The sequence below is a fragment of the Enterobacter sp. 22466 genome, assembly GCF_052044775.1.
In the GTDB taxonomy this organism is placed as follows: Bacteria; Pseudomonadota; Gammaproteobacteria; order Enterobacterales; family Enterobacteriaceae; genus Enterobacter; species Enterobacter dissolvens.
Genome location: NZ_JBQENX010000018.1, coordinates 20,193 through 38,795 on the forward strand (window position 1 = coordinate 20,193; position 18,603 = coordinate 38,795).

Sequence of the window (18,603 nt, forward strand, 5' to 3'; positions counted from 1 at the left end):
TTAAAAGTGGGTAGGTAGATATACTAATACTGAATTGAGGAGTAACTATGACATCGTCAGCCTTAATCATCACTGAACTTGAAGAAGCTCGCCGCAGTGCGATGGTTTCGTACTACCTTGGCCACATAGCGGAAGATCACCCTGTGGAGGCGGCCAGAACGCTGGTCACACCAGAAGATCTTTATGAGTTTTTGCTGGTAGATCCGCAGGTTAACGGACAGGTTGAAACCAGCGCTGTGGCGATGGCCATTGCCAGCCTGCAGCAAAACATTCACGCCATTTACTATGGCATGGAACCGGGTTATGAAGGGTTTTCTGATAAGAGTGCACAGCGTCGCTGGCGTGACAGCATGTCCCAGTATGCGCTGTGGGCCGGGAATCAAATGCTGCAGGATTACCCGGAAAATTATATTGACCCGCAGTTGCGCCTCAAACAGACTAAAGCATTTAAAGAGTTTGTCAGCGAAACAAACCAGGGACGAATTTCGAAAGACGGTGTTCAGATTGCATTGAGTAACTATCTGGATAAATTTGAGTCTCTGGCAAATATAAGAGTCGTCTCCGGATATATTGCAGAAAATGATATCAGGAACAGCGCATACTATTTTATTGGCAAACAAAGTGATGGTGTCGGTAAATACTGGTGGCGTAAGGTGGATATCTCTCTGGGGGACCTCACCGGAGATGATGCTACCATCCCTCCAACGGCATGGAGCGAATGGGAGCCGATTAATATCCCGACGGGTAATGATGTTATCTCTATTCGTCCCGTCTGGTATAACAGTCGTTTGCATGTGGCATGGATAGAATGTCGGCAAGAGAGCGAGGAACAAGATGTCATTAAGCCAGACGAACCTGTCAGTGCTTCCTCGAAATATGTCTGGTCCTATCATCTGTCCTGGATGTTGACGACAGGGCAGTGGGCAGTCCCCATAACTCATCATTCTGAATTAAGTGACGTGCCAGATTCCAGTGTTGGTTTTTGTGCACTGGCGACGGATTATAACAGTAACCAGCCTCTGTTTTTAGCAATTAACAACAATCATCCTAATGAAGATCCAGAATTTATTTTGGTGGATAAATTTTATGATGTGACAAAACCAAAAGATTTTGAAGAAGAACATTGGAAGGCGTATTTGAAGGACGTTCCTTTCTGGGATAAGCCTATGCAAATAATGAACCCTGCCGCCTTTGGGCCTGGGTTTGGCATTTCCAACCGAGAAATGGAACCTGATTTTGTTTTTAAGTATGGCAATGGCTGGGCTTACCTTCAGGAACCAGAGCATGTAGGGTTTGACATTGTTGCGAAATTACTACCGGGGAGTTACAAAAATCTTGTTGTCGAACTTTTTATAAATGGCGTTGAAGGTCTGATAGATGAGTATCATGAATATAAACGTTATCCATATTTGCATAGCGAACATATTTTTGACTTTCATGAGTTCAACTATGCAGTGCGTTCAGTACTGAAACGTCCACCAATAAAAGATGAGGTGATTGAATTTGGCGTTAAGCTATCTGCAGACTCGTTTTCTGGTGAATATAAACTCACGGCAACTACAAAATATTCTGATATTCCTCAACCATGGGGGGAAATAACCATCCCTGAAATTATAACCCACGCTGATGGAGGACAGTTTCTCGATACTAACGTGTTGGGCATAAATCAGTCACATATCCGACTAAATACCCTTTTTGGCAAAGAATTGGTTCATCGTATTTCAAAATCTGTAGATGCTCTGCTTCACTGGGATACCCAGTTTATCTATGAGGGTTTTTTACCCGAAGGGGCAACCGGTGTCAGCGAAATCATGGATTTTAACAGCGCTAATGGTCGATATTTCTGGGAGCTGTTCTTCCATGTACCTCATTCGATTGCTGTCCGCCTGCATCAGGACTTCAGTTTTACAGAAGCAGAAGACTGGTTAAATTACATTTTTAATCCGCTGTTAAAACATGAGCTAAAAAGTATAGGTGATGGCGGTGAGCCTGTTTATTATTGGTCCGTACGCCCCCTGACCGAACCCGGTAACTCGTCATTTGAAATTGACGGTATTGCCGATCCGGACGCCATCAGTTACGCGGCACCCGTTCACTACCGCAAGGCCATTTTCCTGTTCTACGTTCGCAATCTTATTGCTCACGGTGACATGCTCTACCGGCGTCTGACACGGGATGCCCTCAATGAAGCCAAACTGGTCTATATTCGCGCACTCTCTTTGATGGGACCTAAACCCGATGGCAGGATGTTGACGCGCTGGGAGCCTCAGCCATTACAGAGCGTGGCAAATTATAATGAAGAGACGTTTGTTAACTTTGAGTCGACGATTTCACAGAGTGAGCAGTGGGCTATGCCTGTGTCCACGGTTCGTCCATGGTTTGAGTTACTGGACTCGGATAATTTCCGCCCGCCGCTTAATACCACGTTGCTTTCAATCTGGGATGAATTGGCGTCAAGATTGAGTAATTTGCGTAATAATCTGTCGCTGGATGGTAAACCTATTCATCTTCCCCTCTATGATATTCCTGTTAATCCACTCGACCTGTTACGGGCGCAAAATGGGGCTGGAGGACTGAGCCAGAGGGCGATTGGCGGCCCGGTGATTGTTCCGCCTTATCGTTACCGTGCATTGTTACCCAGGGCACAGAGTGCGGCTGATATGCTGATGCGCTTTGGCGATATGGTGCGTACTTACCGCGAACAAAAAGAGCGGGCAGAGCAGGAAGAAATGGTTCAGCGGCATGTCTCTGAACTGTCTGAGTTTGGTATCTCTGTTCAGGATATGGGCATTCAGGCTGAAAAAGAGTCGTTGCTGTCTCTTGAAAAATCCAGGGATACGGTTGGACGCCGTGCTGAATTTTACGAGCGTCTGGCCGATGAGTACATCTCCACTGATGAAAAGAAATCGATGGATCTGAAATTGGAAGCCAATGTGACAGGCGTCACCGCTCAGGGGATTAAAACCGCTGCAGGTGTTGCTCAGATGGGATCTGTTATTATAACGGCATTTGGTGGTGGGCATACGCGTAGCGGTGCCGTTGTGGAAGCTGCTGCAGATGCTATGAACATGGCAAGTGCCTGGTATTCCATTGAATCTGAACGTCTTTCCACTGCGGAGTTATATCGTCGTCGTAAACAGGAGTGGGAGTTCCAGCGTGACCAGGCAAAAGGTGAGGTGAATGCGCTGGACTCGCAGATTAATGCCACCAGAGCCCGAATTTCTCAATTTGAGGAGCAAAAAAAACAGGCGGTGTTATCCCGTAAACAGGCGGAAGAACATTACAGTTTCCTGAAAACCCGAACGACTAATGTGGGGTTGTACCAGTGGTTGCTCAGCCAGATGTCCACATACTATTTTCAGGCCTATGATGCGGTAGTCAGCCTTTGCCTTTGCACGGAGGCTTGCTGGCAGTATGAAACGGGAGATTTCCAGACCTATTTTATCCAGCCAGACATCTGGTTTGATAATGCCTTTGGCTTGGGGGCTGGAGAAGCTCTGCGCCTTCAGCTTCAGCGTATGGAAAACGCCTACCTGAAACGCAATGAGCGACGTCTTGCACTGACCAGAACCATTTCGCTAAAAGATCTGTTTAAACAGGAAACAGAGAATGTCGATCCTGTTGAAGAACTGATAAAAAATGGGAGCCTTGATTTCGAGCTCCCTGCCTGGTTATTTGACCACGATTATCCAGGCCATTACCTGCGGCAAATTGTCTCCGTTTCGGTGTCCTTGCCGGGTTTGCTCGGCCCATACCAGGATATCAAAGCTATTCTCACGCAAACATCCAGTAAGATACTGATGAAAGCCGATATGGATGCCGCCAACTTCCTCTATCTAAAACCTGATGGGGATGCGAAAAATATCCTGCTCAATCCGCGAGTCAGTCAGAGTATCGGCGTGTCGCATGGTATGGATGACAACGGTATGCATCAGATGAGCTTTGACGGAGATGAGCGTTATCTACCTTTTGAGGGGACTGGCGCTATTTCTGGCTGGCATCTCAAGTTCCCACGGTATGACAAATCTCCGCAGCAGGAACTTCTGGCTTCTCTCAGTGATGTCATCATTCACGTCCGCTATATAGCGCTGGATGGTGGACCACAGTTTGAAAGTGGTGTTACCCGACTGGTCGATGAAAAAATTGTTTCCTGAATCCTGATTAACGATTGTGGCCAGTTACAGGGGATGGTGGGATTCTCTTTGTAACCAGAGGTAGCATAACGAGGTTATTTTATGTCGCAAAACGTGATATCTCAGCCTGAAAATGGCTCTGCGCCTCAAGGTGCTGGTTTCTTCACCCCACCTTCCCTCCCTAAGGGGGGCGGAACCCTCACCGGCAGCGGTGGGGCGCTGCAGGCGGGCGGACCGGACGGCGTGGCGGGCTGGAGCATTCCCCTGCCGGTCTCCGCCGGCCGGGGTTTTGCCCCTGAACTGGCGCTGAGTTACAGCAGTGCCGGGGGCAACAGTGAATTTGGTCTGGGCTGGCAGCTGCCGGTCCCGACCATTCGCCGGGATACCCGCAAAGGTGTACCGAAATATGATGATGACGACATCGTCCTGGCGCCGGATGGTACGTATTTGTTGCGCCACGGGGAAATGCGGCAGGAGCGGCTCCTGCCGTTTTCAGCTTCGGGTAAGTACGGGTATAACATCATTCCGTATATCTCCCGCTTCGGGGGGATTTCCACTCGCTATGAGTGCTGGACGGAACTGGTCGAAGGGGCCATTCCCTTCTGGATACAGTTTTTTTCTGATGGCGGTCTGGCGCTGTATGGCTGGACGGCGGAGGCCCGCCTGAGCGATGGTGATAATCGTGTGGCGGAGTGGCGTCTTGACGAACAGATGACGGCACGTGGTGAGCATATTGTCTGGGCCTGGCGGAATGATAATCACGGAAATCTTGACCCTGAAGAGCGGAGTCGCCCGGGTGTTAATCGTTACCTGAGCGGGGTGTACTGGGGGAATAAGGAGCCGGCACTTCATTTCTTACGTCCGGTCAGCCCCGAAAAAGGGCCAGTCAGTGTCTTAACTGACTGGCATTACTCACAATGTGGGCCTTTCTTCTGGCTGGCCTGATAATCAATACGTCAGGCAGGTTATCCGAATTTTCAGTACAGACAGCAACTGCAATTGATTGAAATGGCGCCAGAAATGAAGTCTTTTCAGATGAATAATTATTTGCTATCTCATTGATTTGTATAATACTTAATTTGTGACCTTCGACAGGCACAACGGGAAGTTGCAGTACCGTGACTGGAGTATTGTTTGATTTGCCCGCTCTGACACGGCGGGCTTTTTTATTCTCTTAAGTGCTTCTGAATGGATATGCAGCGCCGATCGGAGCAACACACCCTTCATCAAATGATGAAAATACCTCCAGAAGTGACGGCTTATTGGCCTGACGATTATTTGATATCTCACTGATTTATATAATACTTAATTCGTGACGTTCGAGAGTCACAGTGAAACTGCTGTATCTTCACTGGTGTAATGTTTGCATTTGCCTGTCCATCCGGACAGGCTTTTTTTCGTTAGTGTATTACCCCCATTTACATACCCATTTTTGCCCGTTCACCTGGACGGCTATCAGGGGGGCACGGGCGGAGGCTGGAAAAAAATACCGCTCGGAGGTCTTCTGTGTGGGCGCTGACCCTAACGGTCGCCTCAGGGATGGAATATATGGACTGGCCGAAATTGCTGCCGATTGCCATTGGCGGCGGCATCGGCTTTTTCGGTGTTGGGTAGTTCCACCGTTTGCTGCCTGGCATATTAAGGCGGTAATGCAGCAAAATGAATTCTGCTGGCTGGCGGAAACCCGCAAATACATCGGGTAGATGGGAATCAAAGGGCCGCGTCATAAACGGTTGGCTGCTGTGATATGAACTAACTACACGCATAAAAAACCGTCCGGAAAGCGGCATTGATATCTTCTGTTGTACTGAAAATGGATTTTTTAGTTTATTCATCTGATAATTTCCGTAATGGTAGATGATATGTTGTAGCTGTGAGTGATGAGTGGTAAATAACACTGTTTATGAAGGGTTATCAGGCTATTGGTTCTTTCAATTTCAGCGGATGCTGTGCATTGAGCTCAACAGGTGTACCGTGAGGGCAGATGCGCCCGGTTTTCGTCTTCTTTCTCCCCGGTGCCAGTACCGGCACCGGTGTATCATCGGTGTGCAGTTTGTGGCAGTCCATCACATAGTTGTACAGTGCATCATTCAGTGGCGCCATTAACCGGCAACAGGCATCCACCCAGTTGGAGAGCAGTGCACGACTCAGATCCACACCCTGACGGGCAAAGATTTCAGTCTGACGATACAGCGGCAGATGTTCGCAGTATTTCGCGGTTAGCACCCGGGCCAGCAGACCCGGCCCTGCGATACCACGATCGATGGGACGTGATGGCGCAGGGGCTTCAACGATACAGTCGCATCTGACGCAGGCCTTTTTCACTCTGATCGTGCGGATCACTTTCAGGGCGCTGGAGACCAGTTCCAGTTGCTCCGCGCTGACTTCGCTGAGGTATTCCATACCGTTGCCGCATTCCGGACAGCAGGTTTCTGCAGGCTCCAGCCGGTGTATTTCGCGGGGAAGGTGTTCCGGTAAGGGGTGACGATGGCGGGACTGGCGCAGCTGGCGAGGGACCAGTGGATCGTCTTCCCGTCCGTTGTAGCGATCGCTTTGCTGCTCCTGCTGTTTCAGCAGGGCTTCGGCTTCTTCAACCTGCCGGCGAAGTTTTTCTGAGCGGGTACGCCAGCAACCAGCCAGATACGGGTGCCTGACGGAAGGGATATCATTGTTTGAGCTCCCGTATCAGCATGGCCAACACCTCTTCGCCAACCGCACCTTCCGTGTCTGAACGTAACCTCGCAGGAGATGTTGAGTGTTTCGGGCTTTGCTGACGATGCTGGCGTCCGGATTGTCGGTGCGGGAACTGAGGCGGGTTCAGCATCAAGCGTAATGGGAATTAGTTGAGGCATTCCGTCGGGGTCTGACGGCAGTTTTATCTTTCCCTGACGCCATTTCTGGCGCCACTTAAACAGCAGATTGGCGTTAATGCCATTGTCCAGCGCGAGTCTGGAGATTGAAACACCCGGCTGGAATGACGCCTCTATGATCCGTTGTTTAAATTCAGGTGAATAATTGAGACAACCTTTAGGTCTGCCCGGTGTAACACTTTTCTGCATATCTGACATTTTGGCACCCACTATTAATTTGGTGGTGGATACTTTGTCGAATGTGTCAGAAATTCACCAGACGGTACAGGGAAGACGCATACCAAAGGTCAGCCGGAACAGATCGTTCTGTTCAGACAACTTGCCGGTGCAGGAACGCCAGAGGTAATTCATCAACTTGCTGACCAGCTTCGCGCTGACGCCCAGCTGGCGCCCCTGCTTCAGAAGCCATTCGATATCGGGTGTTACATCACGCGAAAAGCGGCGTTGCTTCAGCGCAGTCGCCAGCCATCGGGTGAGAAAGAGGTTTTCCTGTGCTGGCGAGAGAATGCCACCATCCTGTCTGGCCAGCTCAAGTGCCACCAAGACGCACCATGCAAGATGGCCCGATTTATCTGTCAGCGTCAAGCTGGCTCACTCCCTGTATCAAAATTCGTTTAACGAGGCAGTTGGCGTCGGTATTAATCCGGGCCATAGCATGCTTCCGTCAGAATAATAACCGATCGACACTGAAATTTTAAACTCAGGCGGGATTAGGTTCCTTCCAGGAATATTGTTTCAGCCGTTTGTATCGCCAGCAGATTCAGTTGTTTACCGAAATCCGGAAAGCCTGCAGCTGAGAGTGCATGTAGCGGCTCACAATCAAAATCCCTCCGACTCGCAATCAGCGCCAGTTTCGACCCACATTAACTGCAAATGAAAACCTGACAACCTGAGCTCACTAACTTTTATTCTTTACCGGAACACTTTGATGGCTCAATTGTGTTGTGACACATGAGACAAAACGCCTTCTTTTTATGGTTTTTTAGCGCATTATTCCACTCCTGTTGATGCCCATTTTCTTGGGGATTTTCTCTTAAAGCTGATAATCTGTCGATTTCGTAATAGGCACTCAGACAACCACAACAAGGGCATAATATCGGTCCATTTTTAATCTTCATATCTCATCCTGACAGTAGGTGTTAACAATAAAATACACAGTTGTAATGGAGGGCAAACCGCATATTTACGCCTTCATATCGGCAAGCCCAGCATCCTGTCGCGCAGTTCGGCCGTACGGGCAGGGTCTAACTGATTGTTAAATAATGCTCTGATTTCAGCACGTTTTGTATCGAACTGCTCTACCATGTCCTTCAACCGGTAACCATGCCGGGTGAGCGTCGGTTCCAGGTCATCCAGCTGGCGTGACAATACGGATTCAACCAGCGTGGCGGTAATAGGCTTTTCCCTGTTTGTCAACGCCAAGAGTTATGACCTTTTTTCGCCATTTTTAATGTCCGCTATTTGATCACTTCTGTTGTCCGCTTTCCGCCATTTCATCATCACTGATTGGCGTTGCGTTTTTTGCCAGCACTCCGGCTTTGCGTTTTTCATTCAACCGGTAACTTTCTCCTTTTATATTCACTGTGGTTGAGTGGTGCAGCAACCGATCCAGGGTCGCCGTTGCCAGAACGTTATCGCCGAACATCTCTCCCCAGTCTGCGAAGCCTTTGTTGGATGTCAGGATTATGCTCGCTTTTTCATACCGGCGATTCAGCAGGCGGAAGAACAGACTGGCTTCCGCTCTGTTCATCGGCAGGTAGCCTATATCGTCCAGGATTAGCACCCGCGCATAGTTCAGCTGTTGTAGCTGACGCTCCAGCCGGTTTTCCAGCTTCGCTTTCATCAGTGTTGCTACCAGCCTGTCGAGTGGCATGAACAACACCCTGTGACCTGCATCCGCTGCTTTCACGCCGAGGGCTACGGCCATGTGGGTTTTCCCCACTCCGGGAGGACCCAGCAGGATCACGTTCTCACAGCGTTCCACGAACGCCAGACCGGCCAGTTCCCTGACGACCTTACGATCGATCCCAGGCTGGAAGCTGAAGCCGAACTGCTCCAGCATTTTGAGCCACGGCAGACGGGCCTGCTTCAGCCGGGACTCCATGCCGCGCTGATGCCTGCCGTTCCATTCTTGCTGCAGTGCCATACACAGGAACTCCCTGTAGTTCAGCTCATTTTTAGCTGCCTGCTCCAGCAGGCTTTCAACGTGGTAGCTAAGGTGTTCCATTTTCAACCGGCTCAACAGCGCTTCAAGTTCATGCATCACAGCAGCTCCTCATACGCGCTCAGTGGACGATGCTCCACCATGCTGACCTGCTCCAGTGCGAAGCGCTGTTCCAGGGTCTGTCTGAGCTGGCGAAGCTCCCGCTTGTCAGCCACATTGGCCATCCACTGCTCCAGCTGCTGATTAACATGGGCGAAGCTGTCGAACCTGCGGTACCGGACGAAGAAGTTCTCCTTGAGATATTTCACCATCCGCTCCACCTTACCTTTGGTTCTGGCCCTGCGCGGACGGCAGGCACGTGGCAGGACGTCATAGTGGTCGCCCAGTAACAGGAACCCGGAGTTGAACACCACTTTCCCGTTGTTATTTTTCAGCACCGCTGCTTTCTGGTTATCAACCAGCACCGTTTTCACACTGCCACCGAAGTATCGGAAGGTGCGAACCAGCGACTCGTCGGTGTGCTCAGCATCCTGCTTTGGCGCGACGAAGACATGGAAGCGACGGGAGAACCCCAGCGTATTAACCGCGAAGTTCACTTTGCACCGCTGGCCGGCGACCTCAACTTTTGCCTTATTCAAAGAACTTACATTTCAAAAACGCTGCTTACCAGACGCATCTCGCCCAGGGGATCACCATAATAAAATGCTGAGGCCTGGCCTTTGCGCAGGGCTCGCATCACCTCAATACCTTTGATTGTGGCGTAAGCCGTCTTCATGGATTTAAATCCCAGCGTGGCGCCGATTATCCTTTTCAGTTTTCCATTATCGCATTTGATAACGTTATTCCGGTACTTAATCTGTCGGTATTCTACGTCAGACGGGCATCGACCTTCGCGTTTTAGCAGAACAAGCGCACGGCCATAAGTGGGCGTCTTATCCGTGTTGATAAACCGTGGGATCTGCCACTTTTTCAGGTTGTTGAAAATTTTACCCAGGAACCGGTATGCGGCTTTGCTGTTACGTCGCGGGGAGAGGTAAAAATCGACAGTGCGACCCCTGTTGTCGACGGCCCGATAAAGATAAGCCCAGCGGCCATTGACCTTCACGTAGGTTTCATCAATGTGCCACGGACAAAAATCGGAAGGGTTACGCCAGTACCAGCGCAGTCGTTTTTCCATTTCAGGCGCATAACGCTTAACCCAACGGTAAAGAGTAGTGTGGTCAACATTCACGCCACGTTCAGCCAGCATCTCCTGTAGCTCACGATAGCTGATACTATATTTGCAGTACCAGCGTACCGCCCACAGGATGGTGACACGCTGAAAATGCCGACCTTTAAATGGGTTCATGTGCTGCTCCGTCAGCAAAAGGTGGCGATAAGTTTATCACCTTCAGATTTTTGCAACAGTGCCAAACCGACTGCACTGGTCAATAATGTATTCCGGGGCGTTGCATGAGCGTTCCGTGTTGTTAATGTTATATATTGCGCTCTGTATATTCCCTGGTGATGCTTTATTTATTTATTTATTTATTTATTTATTTATGCCGGACTGTTTTTATTATTCTTTCTGCGCATGCCGGTCCACCCAACTTAAAAACGCCGGGCAGTGGATGTGCTGTCTGGCGTAGCGGACGGCGGACTCCCAGTCGGTGCTCTGCCCGGTTGTTTTATACTGCTGGGTGGCCTGTTTGACCAGTGAAACAGCAATGATTTTATGGATAAATTGCGAATGGTTCATCATGAGTTCCTTGTGAGTGGCAAAAAATCTCCATGAATGTCAGTGGAACGAAATTACCCTGTTCTGGCAACGTTTCGTTTACATTCAGATAAAGTCTGGCATAAATCCGGAAATATGCTACCGCGTCATTTCGTCAATAAGGCGTCAATAATGACGCTATATGAATCGATTGGGCCAGGGTCATGTTTGTGGGTTCACCTGAACCATCATTTTCCCTCAGAAGCCATACCGGATGTCTTCCTGGAAAAACACACCTGTTGGCTATGCTGAAAACCAGCCACTGCCGGCTGCCATGAAGGGCAACAGTAACGTCACAGGACATGATGATGACTGATATTCAGCCTTACTGCCGTGCAGGATTCCCTGCACGCGAACACTCCTGCCATCCCCCCCCTTCACCGCAGCCCGGCATTGCGGCGTACACCGGAAGAGGGTACCCAACGCTCATTCGGAGCATCCGGAGTGAACTGTCGCTGGAGTCTGCTGGGCGACACCTACTGACCTCGCCTTTGTGTACCCGCAGGCTCCGGTACCCGACCTGAGCCTTTATTCCGACACGCTTCATCAGTCGCCAGACTCTGTTCACTCCGCACTGTTGACCTGTTATGTTGCCATTCTGAACCCGGCACACCTGATCGCTGCAGATGGCGATCGTCACGATCGTGACTGACGTAACTTCCATTTCATCAGACCTGCCGCGACAGGAGCCGGTACCGTCAGACCACGCCAGCGAAGCCGTCATATTGTCACGCAACAGGGAACTGGCGTATACAGCATGACGCTATTCCCCCCCGCAGACATTGTCAGCCCCCATGGGGCGGCATTATGGACGGCGTCGTGTATTCCCCTTCAGCAGGTGTCATTCCGGGATGTCATGCAGATACGGTTTTACCATCGTGGGGGCAGGCTTAAGGGAGGTGGAATGTTCAGCCAGGGTTAAATTGCCTTATGCCAGAATGCGGCATTGCTGAAACTGCTGAAAAGCCCGCAACAAACTTTACCACGGGCGTACAACAGTTTAAAACTGGTGGTTAGTGAGCTTTACGCGAACATTCAGCCACACCGGCCTTCAGGGCATTGATTTCATTCTGCTGTTCTCGTACCGCCTCGATCAGTGGTGCAACAAGTTTCTGATAATCAACCTGCCTGATGCCCCCTTCGGTTTTGACGAGCTCCGGATAGACTTTTTCGACATCCTGAGCGATTAAGCCCACATCCGGTGTTTTGCTCTCTTTCCAGGTGTAAGAAACCCCTTTAAGTTTGAGGATTCTTTCCAGTGAATTATCGAGGGGTTTGATATTTTCTTTTAATTTTTCATCACTGAACGGACAGCAATTCTGCCCCACATCAGCCCATGTGAATGATGAAAACAGTAAGGGAACGGCAACGAAAGCAATTTTTCTGAGTAGCATGTCTTCTCCATGAATAAGCACGGCGTTTAGCGCCCTGAATGACTGGCAGAAATAACAGGTATCAACGACTTCTTTTGCTGACTCATAAAACCTAACAGAAAATAAAGCTACACTCCATGGACTCAATTGCAATATAAACCATCATCAATGACAGTAATTGACCCGATAGTTTTGTCCAAAAAAATATTCAGGCAATCATATTCGCCAGCCGAAATAGAATATGATAGCAATGTTCTCTGCGAATGGCTGAATAGTAATTATGACTTGTTACCAGCTGAAACCCTCCCTTTAACCGAAGAACTTTTCTCGCAGTTACTTATTAAGGTAGTAACATCGTCACAGCTCAGCAAAGAAGCGCTTGTCGTTTTAGTCAGGACATTCAGATTATCTCTCACTCATGTTCCTGAACACTTACCGCTGAATAATGCGACGGTACTGATCGAGCAGAAATGGCTGGCACCAACCAGCACCGTATTTGAACAACGTTACAAGGCTCTGCACGAAGAAGGTGACAGACTGACGCCACTGCTTTACGCGCTGATCTGCGCCCGTCCTGAATTATTGAGTGAGAATTACGAGCTTGTTTTATTTGCTGATGACGAGTTTGATCGGAAAATTACCCGTTTAATTTTAAATGGTGGCCAGTTTGCCGACGATATCTGTATCAGTATACTGAACTGGCTCTGGGAAAAAGATGAAGCCCTGCTCTCTGAGGGAACACTTCTCAGCCAGGAAGCCCTGGTAAGGTTCTCCGCCAGGCTGACCAATGACCGGCAGAAGCAGGCGCTGCTACTCCAGTACCTCAAAGATGGTAGGGCATCACAGGCATTTATCAGGTCGGTGTTACAGACGTTCCAGCATCCTGATTTTGCCGCTTTCCTCACTAACAGGAATCACCGCAGTATCGCTTATTCAGACGCAATGTGGGCTCTCGCCGTCCAGCTGGGAAGATGTGAATTCATCAGGCCGCCGAAACCGACGCATGGGAATACACGTATTCGTATAGAGCCGCTCAGTAACGGTGAAAAGGGATACGACTTACATCGCTGAATGGCTGTCAGGCCGCAGGATGGCGGCCTGACTACGTTACTTCACCCAGTCTTCCAGCACCAGGTCCGGTACCCGCTCAAACTCCCGTGTATTATTCGTCACCAGCACGGCGCCGGCCGCAATGGCATGCCCGGCTATCGCCGTGTCGTTCGGGCCGATCGGCGTCCCGGCGAGGCGCAGTGCCACCTTAATCTCCGTGGTGGCGTCCACCGCAGCGCGATCCCAGGGCAGGATGGCATCGAGGCGGGCGCAGAACGCGTCGACCAGTTGGAGGTGGCGCGGCGAGGCTTTCGGGCCGGTGGCCCCGAAGCGCATTTCAGAATAAGTGATGGCCGAGACCACGATTCGGTGGCCGCGCAGCACCGCCTGCTCCAGGCGCTTCAGCACCGCTTCAGGCTGCTCGCGCATGATGAACGAGCAGATGTTGGTGTCGAGCATATAGATCCTGTTCACAGGTTAAATCGTCCTTCGTCGCTGACAACGTCCTCGCGTTCCGCCATAAAGTCCGGGTCTGCTTTTTCCAGCTGCGCGAACGAGCCCCAGGTCGGCCGGACGGGGCGCAGGATGATGCTGTCCCCCTCCCGGACGATCTCCAGCTCGCTCACCCCCTCAAAATCCAGATCGCGGGGCAGACGAATGGCGCGGTTATTGCCGTTTTTAAAAATGGATACGGTTCTCATCATTTCCTCCTGGCCGACCGGCCTGTATAACTATGTTCAGTATATGCAGATGTAAAGCATATGTATAGTCGTAGCATATGCAGATGCCAGACATATGGATATGTTTAACATATGCTGCGTTCTCTCTTTTTTCGCGAAGATCCGAAAAAAGTAAAAGCTGGAAGAGACGAATAGTTCATAACCTGAATTATCTTTATTAGTAAAATCATTAAGATAGTATGAGTGATGAGTGTATCACCCCGGCAGTTCACAGTTTCCGGAAGTCCTGGTCAGTCGTTTACGCTGCGGTGGTCTGTCCGGAGTCAGTCTGCGGTCATTCTGAGAGGAGACATCCTGTTTCTGACTTGAGGCCGCACGGAAGGACCAGAATATGTCCGGGCAAGGAACGCCATGTTCTATGACAAGGATCGTGATTGTGAATGAGAGGCTCTGACGTTTGGTTTTACCGTACCCTGAGCGGGTTACTGGCATGTCTGCGCTCCCTTCTCTCTCTGCTGATATTTTCGTGTTTGTGTCCCTGGCAGGAATACCGCCGGCAGTGCACGGCGTCGCTCTTCATCAGGGTACATTAAACCTAGACAGCGGGACGGCATTTCGCCATTTCTTTTCTATATTTTAGGAGGCTGCCATCCGGCAACATTCCATATCCGCCACAGGGAGCTCTCACATGTCCTCAGTATCCGCCCATCCGGCAAAGCCGTCCTGAACAGCGGCGCCGTCTATTCCGGCGCCCGCAATTACCTCAGCCTCCTCATCACCGGGGCCGACCCCGTACCGGCAGTTTCCGGGCCGGACTCAGCCGTCCCATCAGCCCGTCCGGCTGGGCCTCCGGAGCGGCGTCATCCCGTGCGCCATCTGGTGCTGGAAACACCGGCGGCGTCCGGGGACTGGCAGGATGAGGCACGCTGGACGCTTACTGTGAAATTACAGGCTGTCATTATTCAGTTTGTCCCGTTTCTCAGCGCCAGCACAGCATTCATACCACCAAAGGCAAATGAACTGGACAATGCTGTACTCAGCTGTCTCTTTTCAGGCTGACAGATTATATTGATATCGCATTCCACATCACGTTCCTGCATGTTCAGCGTCGGGGGAATGACAGCATCCCTGAACGCACCCAATACGGCAATCAGTTCGACTGCTCCCGCAGCCCCCATCAGATGCCCATGGGCAGATTTGGTGGATGAGACGGCGGTGCGTCCGGTATGACTGCCCAGTAACGCCGCAATCGCATTTGCCTCAGTGGTATCATTCAACCGTGTTCCGGTACCGTGAGCGTTAATATAATCAAGCTCCTGTGGCAGGATACCTGCCATCTCTGTTGCCTGCTGCATCGCCCGTAACATGCCCCCTGCATCGGGTCGTGTCAGATGCCCCGCGTCACTGCTCATGCCAAATCCGGCCAGCGTTGCCAGGACTGTGGCCCCACGCGAGACAGCATCGGTCTGTCGTTCCAGCACGAACACGCCGGCACCTTCCCCCATGACCAGTCCACTGCGTGTCCTGCAAAAGGGACGACATGTATCAGGTGATAACGCACGCAGGGATTCCCACGCCCGGATGCATCCGGGCGTGATACTGGCTTCAGTCGCCCCCGCGATAACAACATCAGCCAGACCGCTGGTCAGTAGTCCGCAAGCCTGAATCAACGCGTGATTGGCAGAGGCACAGGCACTGGAAACAGTAAATGCCGGGCCCTGCAGGCCAAAGAACATGCTGATTTGGGCCGACGGCGCGCTGAACATCAGGCGCGGAACACTGAGGGGAGAAAATACCGGCGAGCGATTTTTTGCCTGGTGGTAAACAGCAAAGAGTGCCTCTCTGGTGCTCTCAGCTCCGTTTGCTGAGCCAATAATTACGCCAGTTCTCTGTCTCAGGGCAGCGTCATCGAAACTTAACCCGGCCTGCGTCACGGCTTCTTTTGTCGCCGTCAGTGCAAACTGAGTGGAACGGTCGAGGGATATCAGTTCCTTGATCGTGAAGTGGTCTTCAGGATCATAATCCTTCACCTGCGCGGCAACCGGCGTACTCAATTTTATGGCTGATTCGAGTTTTAGAGGGTGTATGGCGCAGACTCCATTGCGCATGGCCTGCCAGGTGTCAGCGACCGTGAGTCCCAGCGGACTCACGCACCCCGCCCCGGTTATCACGATACTCATAGAGCACCCCGGACCATTGACCGGACTATATCGCAAAGTGCCTGGAGGGTCACGGTATCCAGGTCTGTGAAATCAGTATTGGGGACTGTGACATTATATTCTTGTTCTATTTCCGTGAGTAACGTCAGGACATCAACAGAGTCCTGCCAGAACTCCTGGACGAGCAAGGACCTGTTTTCTTTATTCGTAGCAGTTAACGCTGGATTAATACGGGAAAGGAAAGAAAAAAAATCATCATCAAAATTGCTCATTGTATCTTCCTTATTGTCGAGGATAATGAGTTCAACATTCAGTTCAGCCACATCGTCTGACGTATTACAGTTACTGCTTATCAGGCACCGGACACTGACACAACCTGCCTGATACTTAATTATTTCCGCATGAAAAATAATGCTCTTCGAGACTGACAGTAATTTTTTTGCCCGCATATTTGCGCTGATAATCCGGTACTGCAATTCTGAATAGTATGTCTGTCTAAGCAGTGTGGTGATAAGTTGCGTTGCTGCCGACATGACGATGGCAACGGGCCATACCGGGTAGTTTTCAAAATGACCGGCACATAATATGGGATTGTGACTGTCTATCTCTGCGGACAGTTTTCCCTGGTGCATTTCCTGCAATATTCGCAGAGGGACTGGTTGACACCACGGTGATGCTATTGGCAAAGCTGTCGTGCATGTCGGCATTTCTGCATCACGGCAGAGAAAGCGAAATTGTTTTTTACCCAGGCGAACATAGGAAATGACAAACTCAAGTAGTATGCTGTTTTTGAAGAACACAGCCCCCTCCACGGTCAGTCTGCTGGCTGTGTTATCGCGACAGCGTACACAGGCAGTCATCACTTCTCCGGGTGGAAAGCGGAAACCATTGCCCTTTGAACCGGTAATATCCGCCTCAACTGCAAGATAATAGTTAGGGCGATTTCCCGCCGCCAGAGATTCTCCCAGCAGAGTACCCAGTATAGCCACGTGCCGGCCGGCCTCTGCAACCGAAATGGGGGCATATTCACCATCAACTGGCTGTTCAGGAATAAAATCACCATAAATTCTGTCACCGTATGTATCTGCATACACATGCCTGAACGCATAATAAGGTGGCTTAACCGTAAGGGCTGATATCAGACTTTCATAATTATCATCAATGGGGAGCACATATCCTCCTTCAGAGGGATAAAAAGTCAGTTAAACATTCGAATGGTTTTCTTTTATTGCCAGTCAGTATCCGGTAATGGTAAAACTCGCTTTTCCCGGCAGGGGATTATGCCTTCGGGAAAGGAAGTCATTCCCTATACGGAAAGTCATTTTATCTTGCGGTCAAAAGAGACTGACCATATTCCCGGGACAGAAAAACGAAATGGGAAAGGGGACCCCTTCAGCATGACTCCCTGATTCAGTCGGCGATAGTGAAGGGAACACAGGTACCGTTAATAATTCAGGACGACACGAATGCCATTTGATATTCCGTCGATAAGCCTGTTAACTTCTTTATCCGTTAAGCTATCGCTACTTCTTTTGACTATCTCCTGGTATTGTCCCCCTTCAGCTTTTACAATTTTGTTTGATATCACCAGGGTTAGCGTACTTCCTGCCTTCATTTCTCTGGAGATATCAATAATATCGTCAATTCTTTTCCAGCTAACTGGTATTACCAGGTCCCAGCCTTTTCTGGCCGCTTTCAGACGGATGTCTGTTGAATCGTCAATAATCATATCATTTCCTCGCTTTTAAGTGGTTATGCAGACAGTTATGACTATGTTTATCAACCTTCCGGTATGACGCCTGAAGGCTTAAACCCGATCTTCCGGAAGAGATTCTCCCCGACAGGACAGGATTCATGCTTTCCGCCAGCCTTATTCATTTTACGACGCGGAGTACCGCTATCCGATATAGTTGATAAAATCAGAACGGACATGGCTATTCTGACGTGCTGGTTCTTGTCGTTCACGGGGATAACGGAGTTTGCTGTCCCTTGCCATTCCGTTATCCCACCTTCCCGGGCCTGATTCAGCCGTAAATTTTCAGCTCTTTTATCTGATAATCGTTGCCCATGGAGTCACTTTCATGACTGAGCACGCTGAAGGTTGCAGCGTCGGTGTCAGGGGTAAATCCCCCCTCAATGGTGACCCATTTACCGGCCTCGGACAGTACCGTGACAGGGGTGATATCCTGACTGTTAACCCGCAGGGAAAGACGGGGTTCTTTATATTTCCCGATGATGCGTGCGGCCTGGATGGCAAACTGATATTGCTTACCTTTCTGAAGACCGTTTAACGTTTTACTGTAAGCGTAAACCCAGTGCCGTATGTAGCCATTAAGCCAGTGCTGGTAACTTAGACGCCCACCTGTACAGACGGACATCTAAGTATGGAATCCCAATCCTGGCGAAAAGAACCCCGTA

General features: G+C 50.2%; 16 protein-coding genes and 6 pseudogenes. 4 read left to right on the forward strand and 18 right to left on the reverse strand.

All coding sequences use genetic code 11. The features are described from left to right. The first annotated feature begins 47 nt into the window (after window positions 1-47). A complete protein-coding gene (locus ACTJJI_RS25345; protein WP_440656100.1) occupies window positions 48-4,154 on the forward strand; it encodes a neuraminidase-like domain-containing protein in 4,107 nt (1,368 codons plus the stop codon). 81 nt (window positions 4,155-4,235) lie between these two features. Then, a complete protein-coding gene (locus tag ACTJJI_RS25350) occupies window positions 4,236-5,078 on the forward strand; it encodes a SpvB/TcaC N-terminal domain-containing protein (protein ID WP_440656102.1) in 843 nt (280 codons plus the stop codon). Between the two features lie 473 nt (window positions 5,079-5,551). Here the strand turns inward: ACTJJI_RS25350 and ACTJJI_RS25355 are convergent, their stop codons facing one another. The 12 genes and pseudogenes from ACTJJI_RS25355 to ACTJJI_RS25410 form a co-directional block, all read right to left on the reverse strand. Further along, entirely contained in the window at window positions 5,552-5,968 is a 417-nt protein-coding gene (locus ACTJJI_RS25355; RefSeq protein WP_440656104.1) for a hypothetical protein, read from the reverse strand. Window positions 5,969-6,116: 148 nt separating this feature from the next. Continuing rightward, window positions 6,117-6,755: pseudogene (locus ACTJJI_RS25360) on the reverse strand (IS66 family transposase); the annotation flags it as partial. Further along, window positions 6,704-7,201: an IS66-like element accessory protein TnpA gene (tnpA, locus tag ACTJJI_RS25365; protein ID WP_440656106.1), complete on the reverse strand. Its 498-nt coding sequence runs from the start codon at window positions 7,199-7,201 to the stop codon at window positions 6,704-6,706. The pseudogene ACTJJI_RS25360 and the gene tnpA, both read right to left, overlap by 52 nt. Before the next feature lie 78 nt (window positions 7,202-7,279). Next, a pseudogene (locus tag ACTJJI_RS25370) lies at window positions 7,280-7,588 on the reverse strand (DUF2913 family protein); the annotation flags it as partial. A 320-nt stretch (window positions 7,589-7,908) separates the two neighbouring features. Then, entirely contained in the window at window positions 7,909-8,121 is a 213-nt protein-coding gene (locus ACTJJI_RS25375; RefSeq protein ID WP_440656108.1) for a hypothetical protein, read from the reverse strand. Between the two features lie 73 nt (window positions 8,122-8,194). Beyond that, window positions 8,195-8,407, reverse strand: a pseudogene (locus ACTJJI_RS25380) (ExeA family protein); the annotation flags it as partial. Window positions 8,408-8,468: 61 nt separating this feature from the next. Next, window positions 8,469-9,266: an IS21-like element helper ATPase IstB gene (gene istB / locus ACTJJI_RS25385; protein WP_440656126.1), complete on the reverse strand. Its 798-nt coding sequence runs from the start codon at window positions 9,264-9,266 to the stop codon at window positions 8,469-8,471. Window positions 9,267-9,316: 50 nt separating this feature from the next. Next, window positions 9,317-9,799: pseudogene (locus ACTJJI_RS25390) on the reverse strand (DDE-type integrase/transposase/recombinase); the annotation flags it as partial. Window positions 9,800-9,810: 11 nt separating this feature from the next. Next, complete coding sequence (locus ACTJJI_RS25395; protein WP_440656110.1) at window positions 9,811-10,515, reverse strand: IS6 family transposase; 705 nt, start codon at window positions 10,513-10,515, stop codon at window positions 9,811-9,813. Between the two features lie 210 nt (window positions 10,516-10,725). Next, window positions 10,726-10,908 carry a hypothetical protein gene (locus tag ACTJJI_RS25400; protein ID WP_440656112.1) on the reverse strand — a complete coding sequence of 61 codons (183 nt, stop codon included), beginning with the start codon at window positions 10,906-10,908 and terminating at the stop codon, window positions 10,726-10,728. A 431-nt stretch (window positions 10,909-11,339) separates the two neighbouring features. Next, window positions 11,340-11,506 (reverse strand): annotated as a pseudogene (locus ACTJJI_RS25405) (IS3 family transposase); the annotation flags it as partial. Window positions 11,507-11,936: 430 nt separating this feature from the next. Then, the gene (locus ACTJJI_RS25410; RefSeq protein WP_252005289.1) at window positions 11,937-12,317 is read right to left on the reverse strand and encodes a tail fiber domain-containing protein; all 381 of its coding nucleotides are present in this window, start codon (window positions 12,315-12,317) and stop codon (window positions 11,937-11,939) included. 126 nt (window positions 12,318-12,443) lie between these two features. Here ACTJJI_RS25410 and ACTJJI_RS25415 point away from each other — a divergent pair, with 126 nt between their 5' ends. Continuing rightward, on the forward strand, window positions 12,444-13,367 hold the full coding sequence (locus tag ACTJJI_RS25415; RefSeq protein ID WP_440656114.1) for a hypothetical protein: 924 nt from the start codon (window positions 12,444-12,446) through the stop codon (window positions 13,365-13,367). A gap of 36 nt (window positions 13,368-13,403) precedes the next feature. On the opposite strand, the gene ACTJJI_RS25420 is transcribed toward ACTJJI_RS25415, so the two are convergent. After that, a complete protein-coding gene (locus ACTJJI_RS25420; RefSeq protein WP_440656116.1) occupies window positions 13,404-13,820 on the reverse strand; it encodes a type II toxin-antitoxin system VapC family toxin in 417 nt (138 codons plus the stop codon). Then, window positions 13,817-14,047, reverse strand: a complete 231-nt coding sequence (vapB, locus tag ACTJJI_RS25425) for a type II toxin-antitoxin system VapB family antitoxin (protein WP_021312767.1) — start codon at window positions 14,045-14,047, stop codon at window positions 13,817-13,819. The genes ACTJJI_RS25420 and vapB overlap by 4 nt, the downstream gene beginning before the upstream one ends. Here vapB and ACTJJI_RS25430 point away from each other — a divergent pair. Beyond that, window positions 14,004-14,209, forward strand: a pseudogene (locus ACTJJI_RS25430) (hypothetical protein); the annotation flags it as partial. The gene vapB and the pseudogene ACTJJI_RS25430 sit on opposite strands and share 44 nt — an antisense overlap. 779 nt (window positions 14,210-14,988) lie before the next feature. Here the strand turns inward: ACTJJI_RS25430 and ACTJJI_RS25435 are convergent. The 4 genes from ACTJJI_RS25435 to ACTJJI_RS25450 form a co-directional block, all read right to left on the reverse strand. After that, window positions 14,989-16,206, reverse strand: coding sequence for a beta-ketoacyl-[acyl-carrier-protein] synthase family protein (locus ACTJJI_RS25435; protein WP_440656118.1), 1,218 nt, complete (start codon window positions 16,204-16,206; stop codon window positions 14,989-14,991). After that, window positions 16,203-17,357 carry an acyl carrier protein gene (locus ACTJJI_RS25440; protein WP_440656120.1) on the reverse strand — a complete coding sequence of 385 codons (1,155 nt, stop codon included), beginning with the start codon at window positions 17,355-17,357 and terminating at the stop codon, window positions 16,203-16,205. Before ACTJJI_RS25440 ends, ACTJJI_RS25435 begins: the two co-directional genes overlap by 4 nt. A 272-nt stretch (window positions 17,358-17,629) precedes the next feature. Continuing rightward, window positions 17,630-17,914, reverse strand: coding sequence for a hypothetical protein (locus ACTJJI_RS25445; RefSeq protein WP_440656122.1), 285 nt, complete (start codon window positions 17,912-17,914; stop codon window positions 17,630-17,632). 295 nt (window positions 17,915-18,209) lie between these two features. Continuing rightward, window positions 18,210-18,563 carry a hypothetical protein gene (locus ACTJJI_RS25450; RefSeq protein ID WP_440656124.1) on the reverse strand — a complete coding sequence of 118 codons (354 nt, stop codon included), beginning with the start codon at window positions 18,561-18,563 and terminating at the stop codon, window positions 18,210-18,212. Window positions 18,564-18,603: the final 40 nt, after the last annotated feature.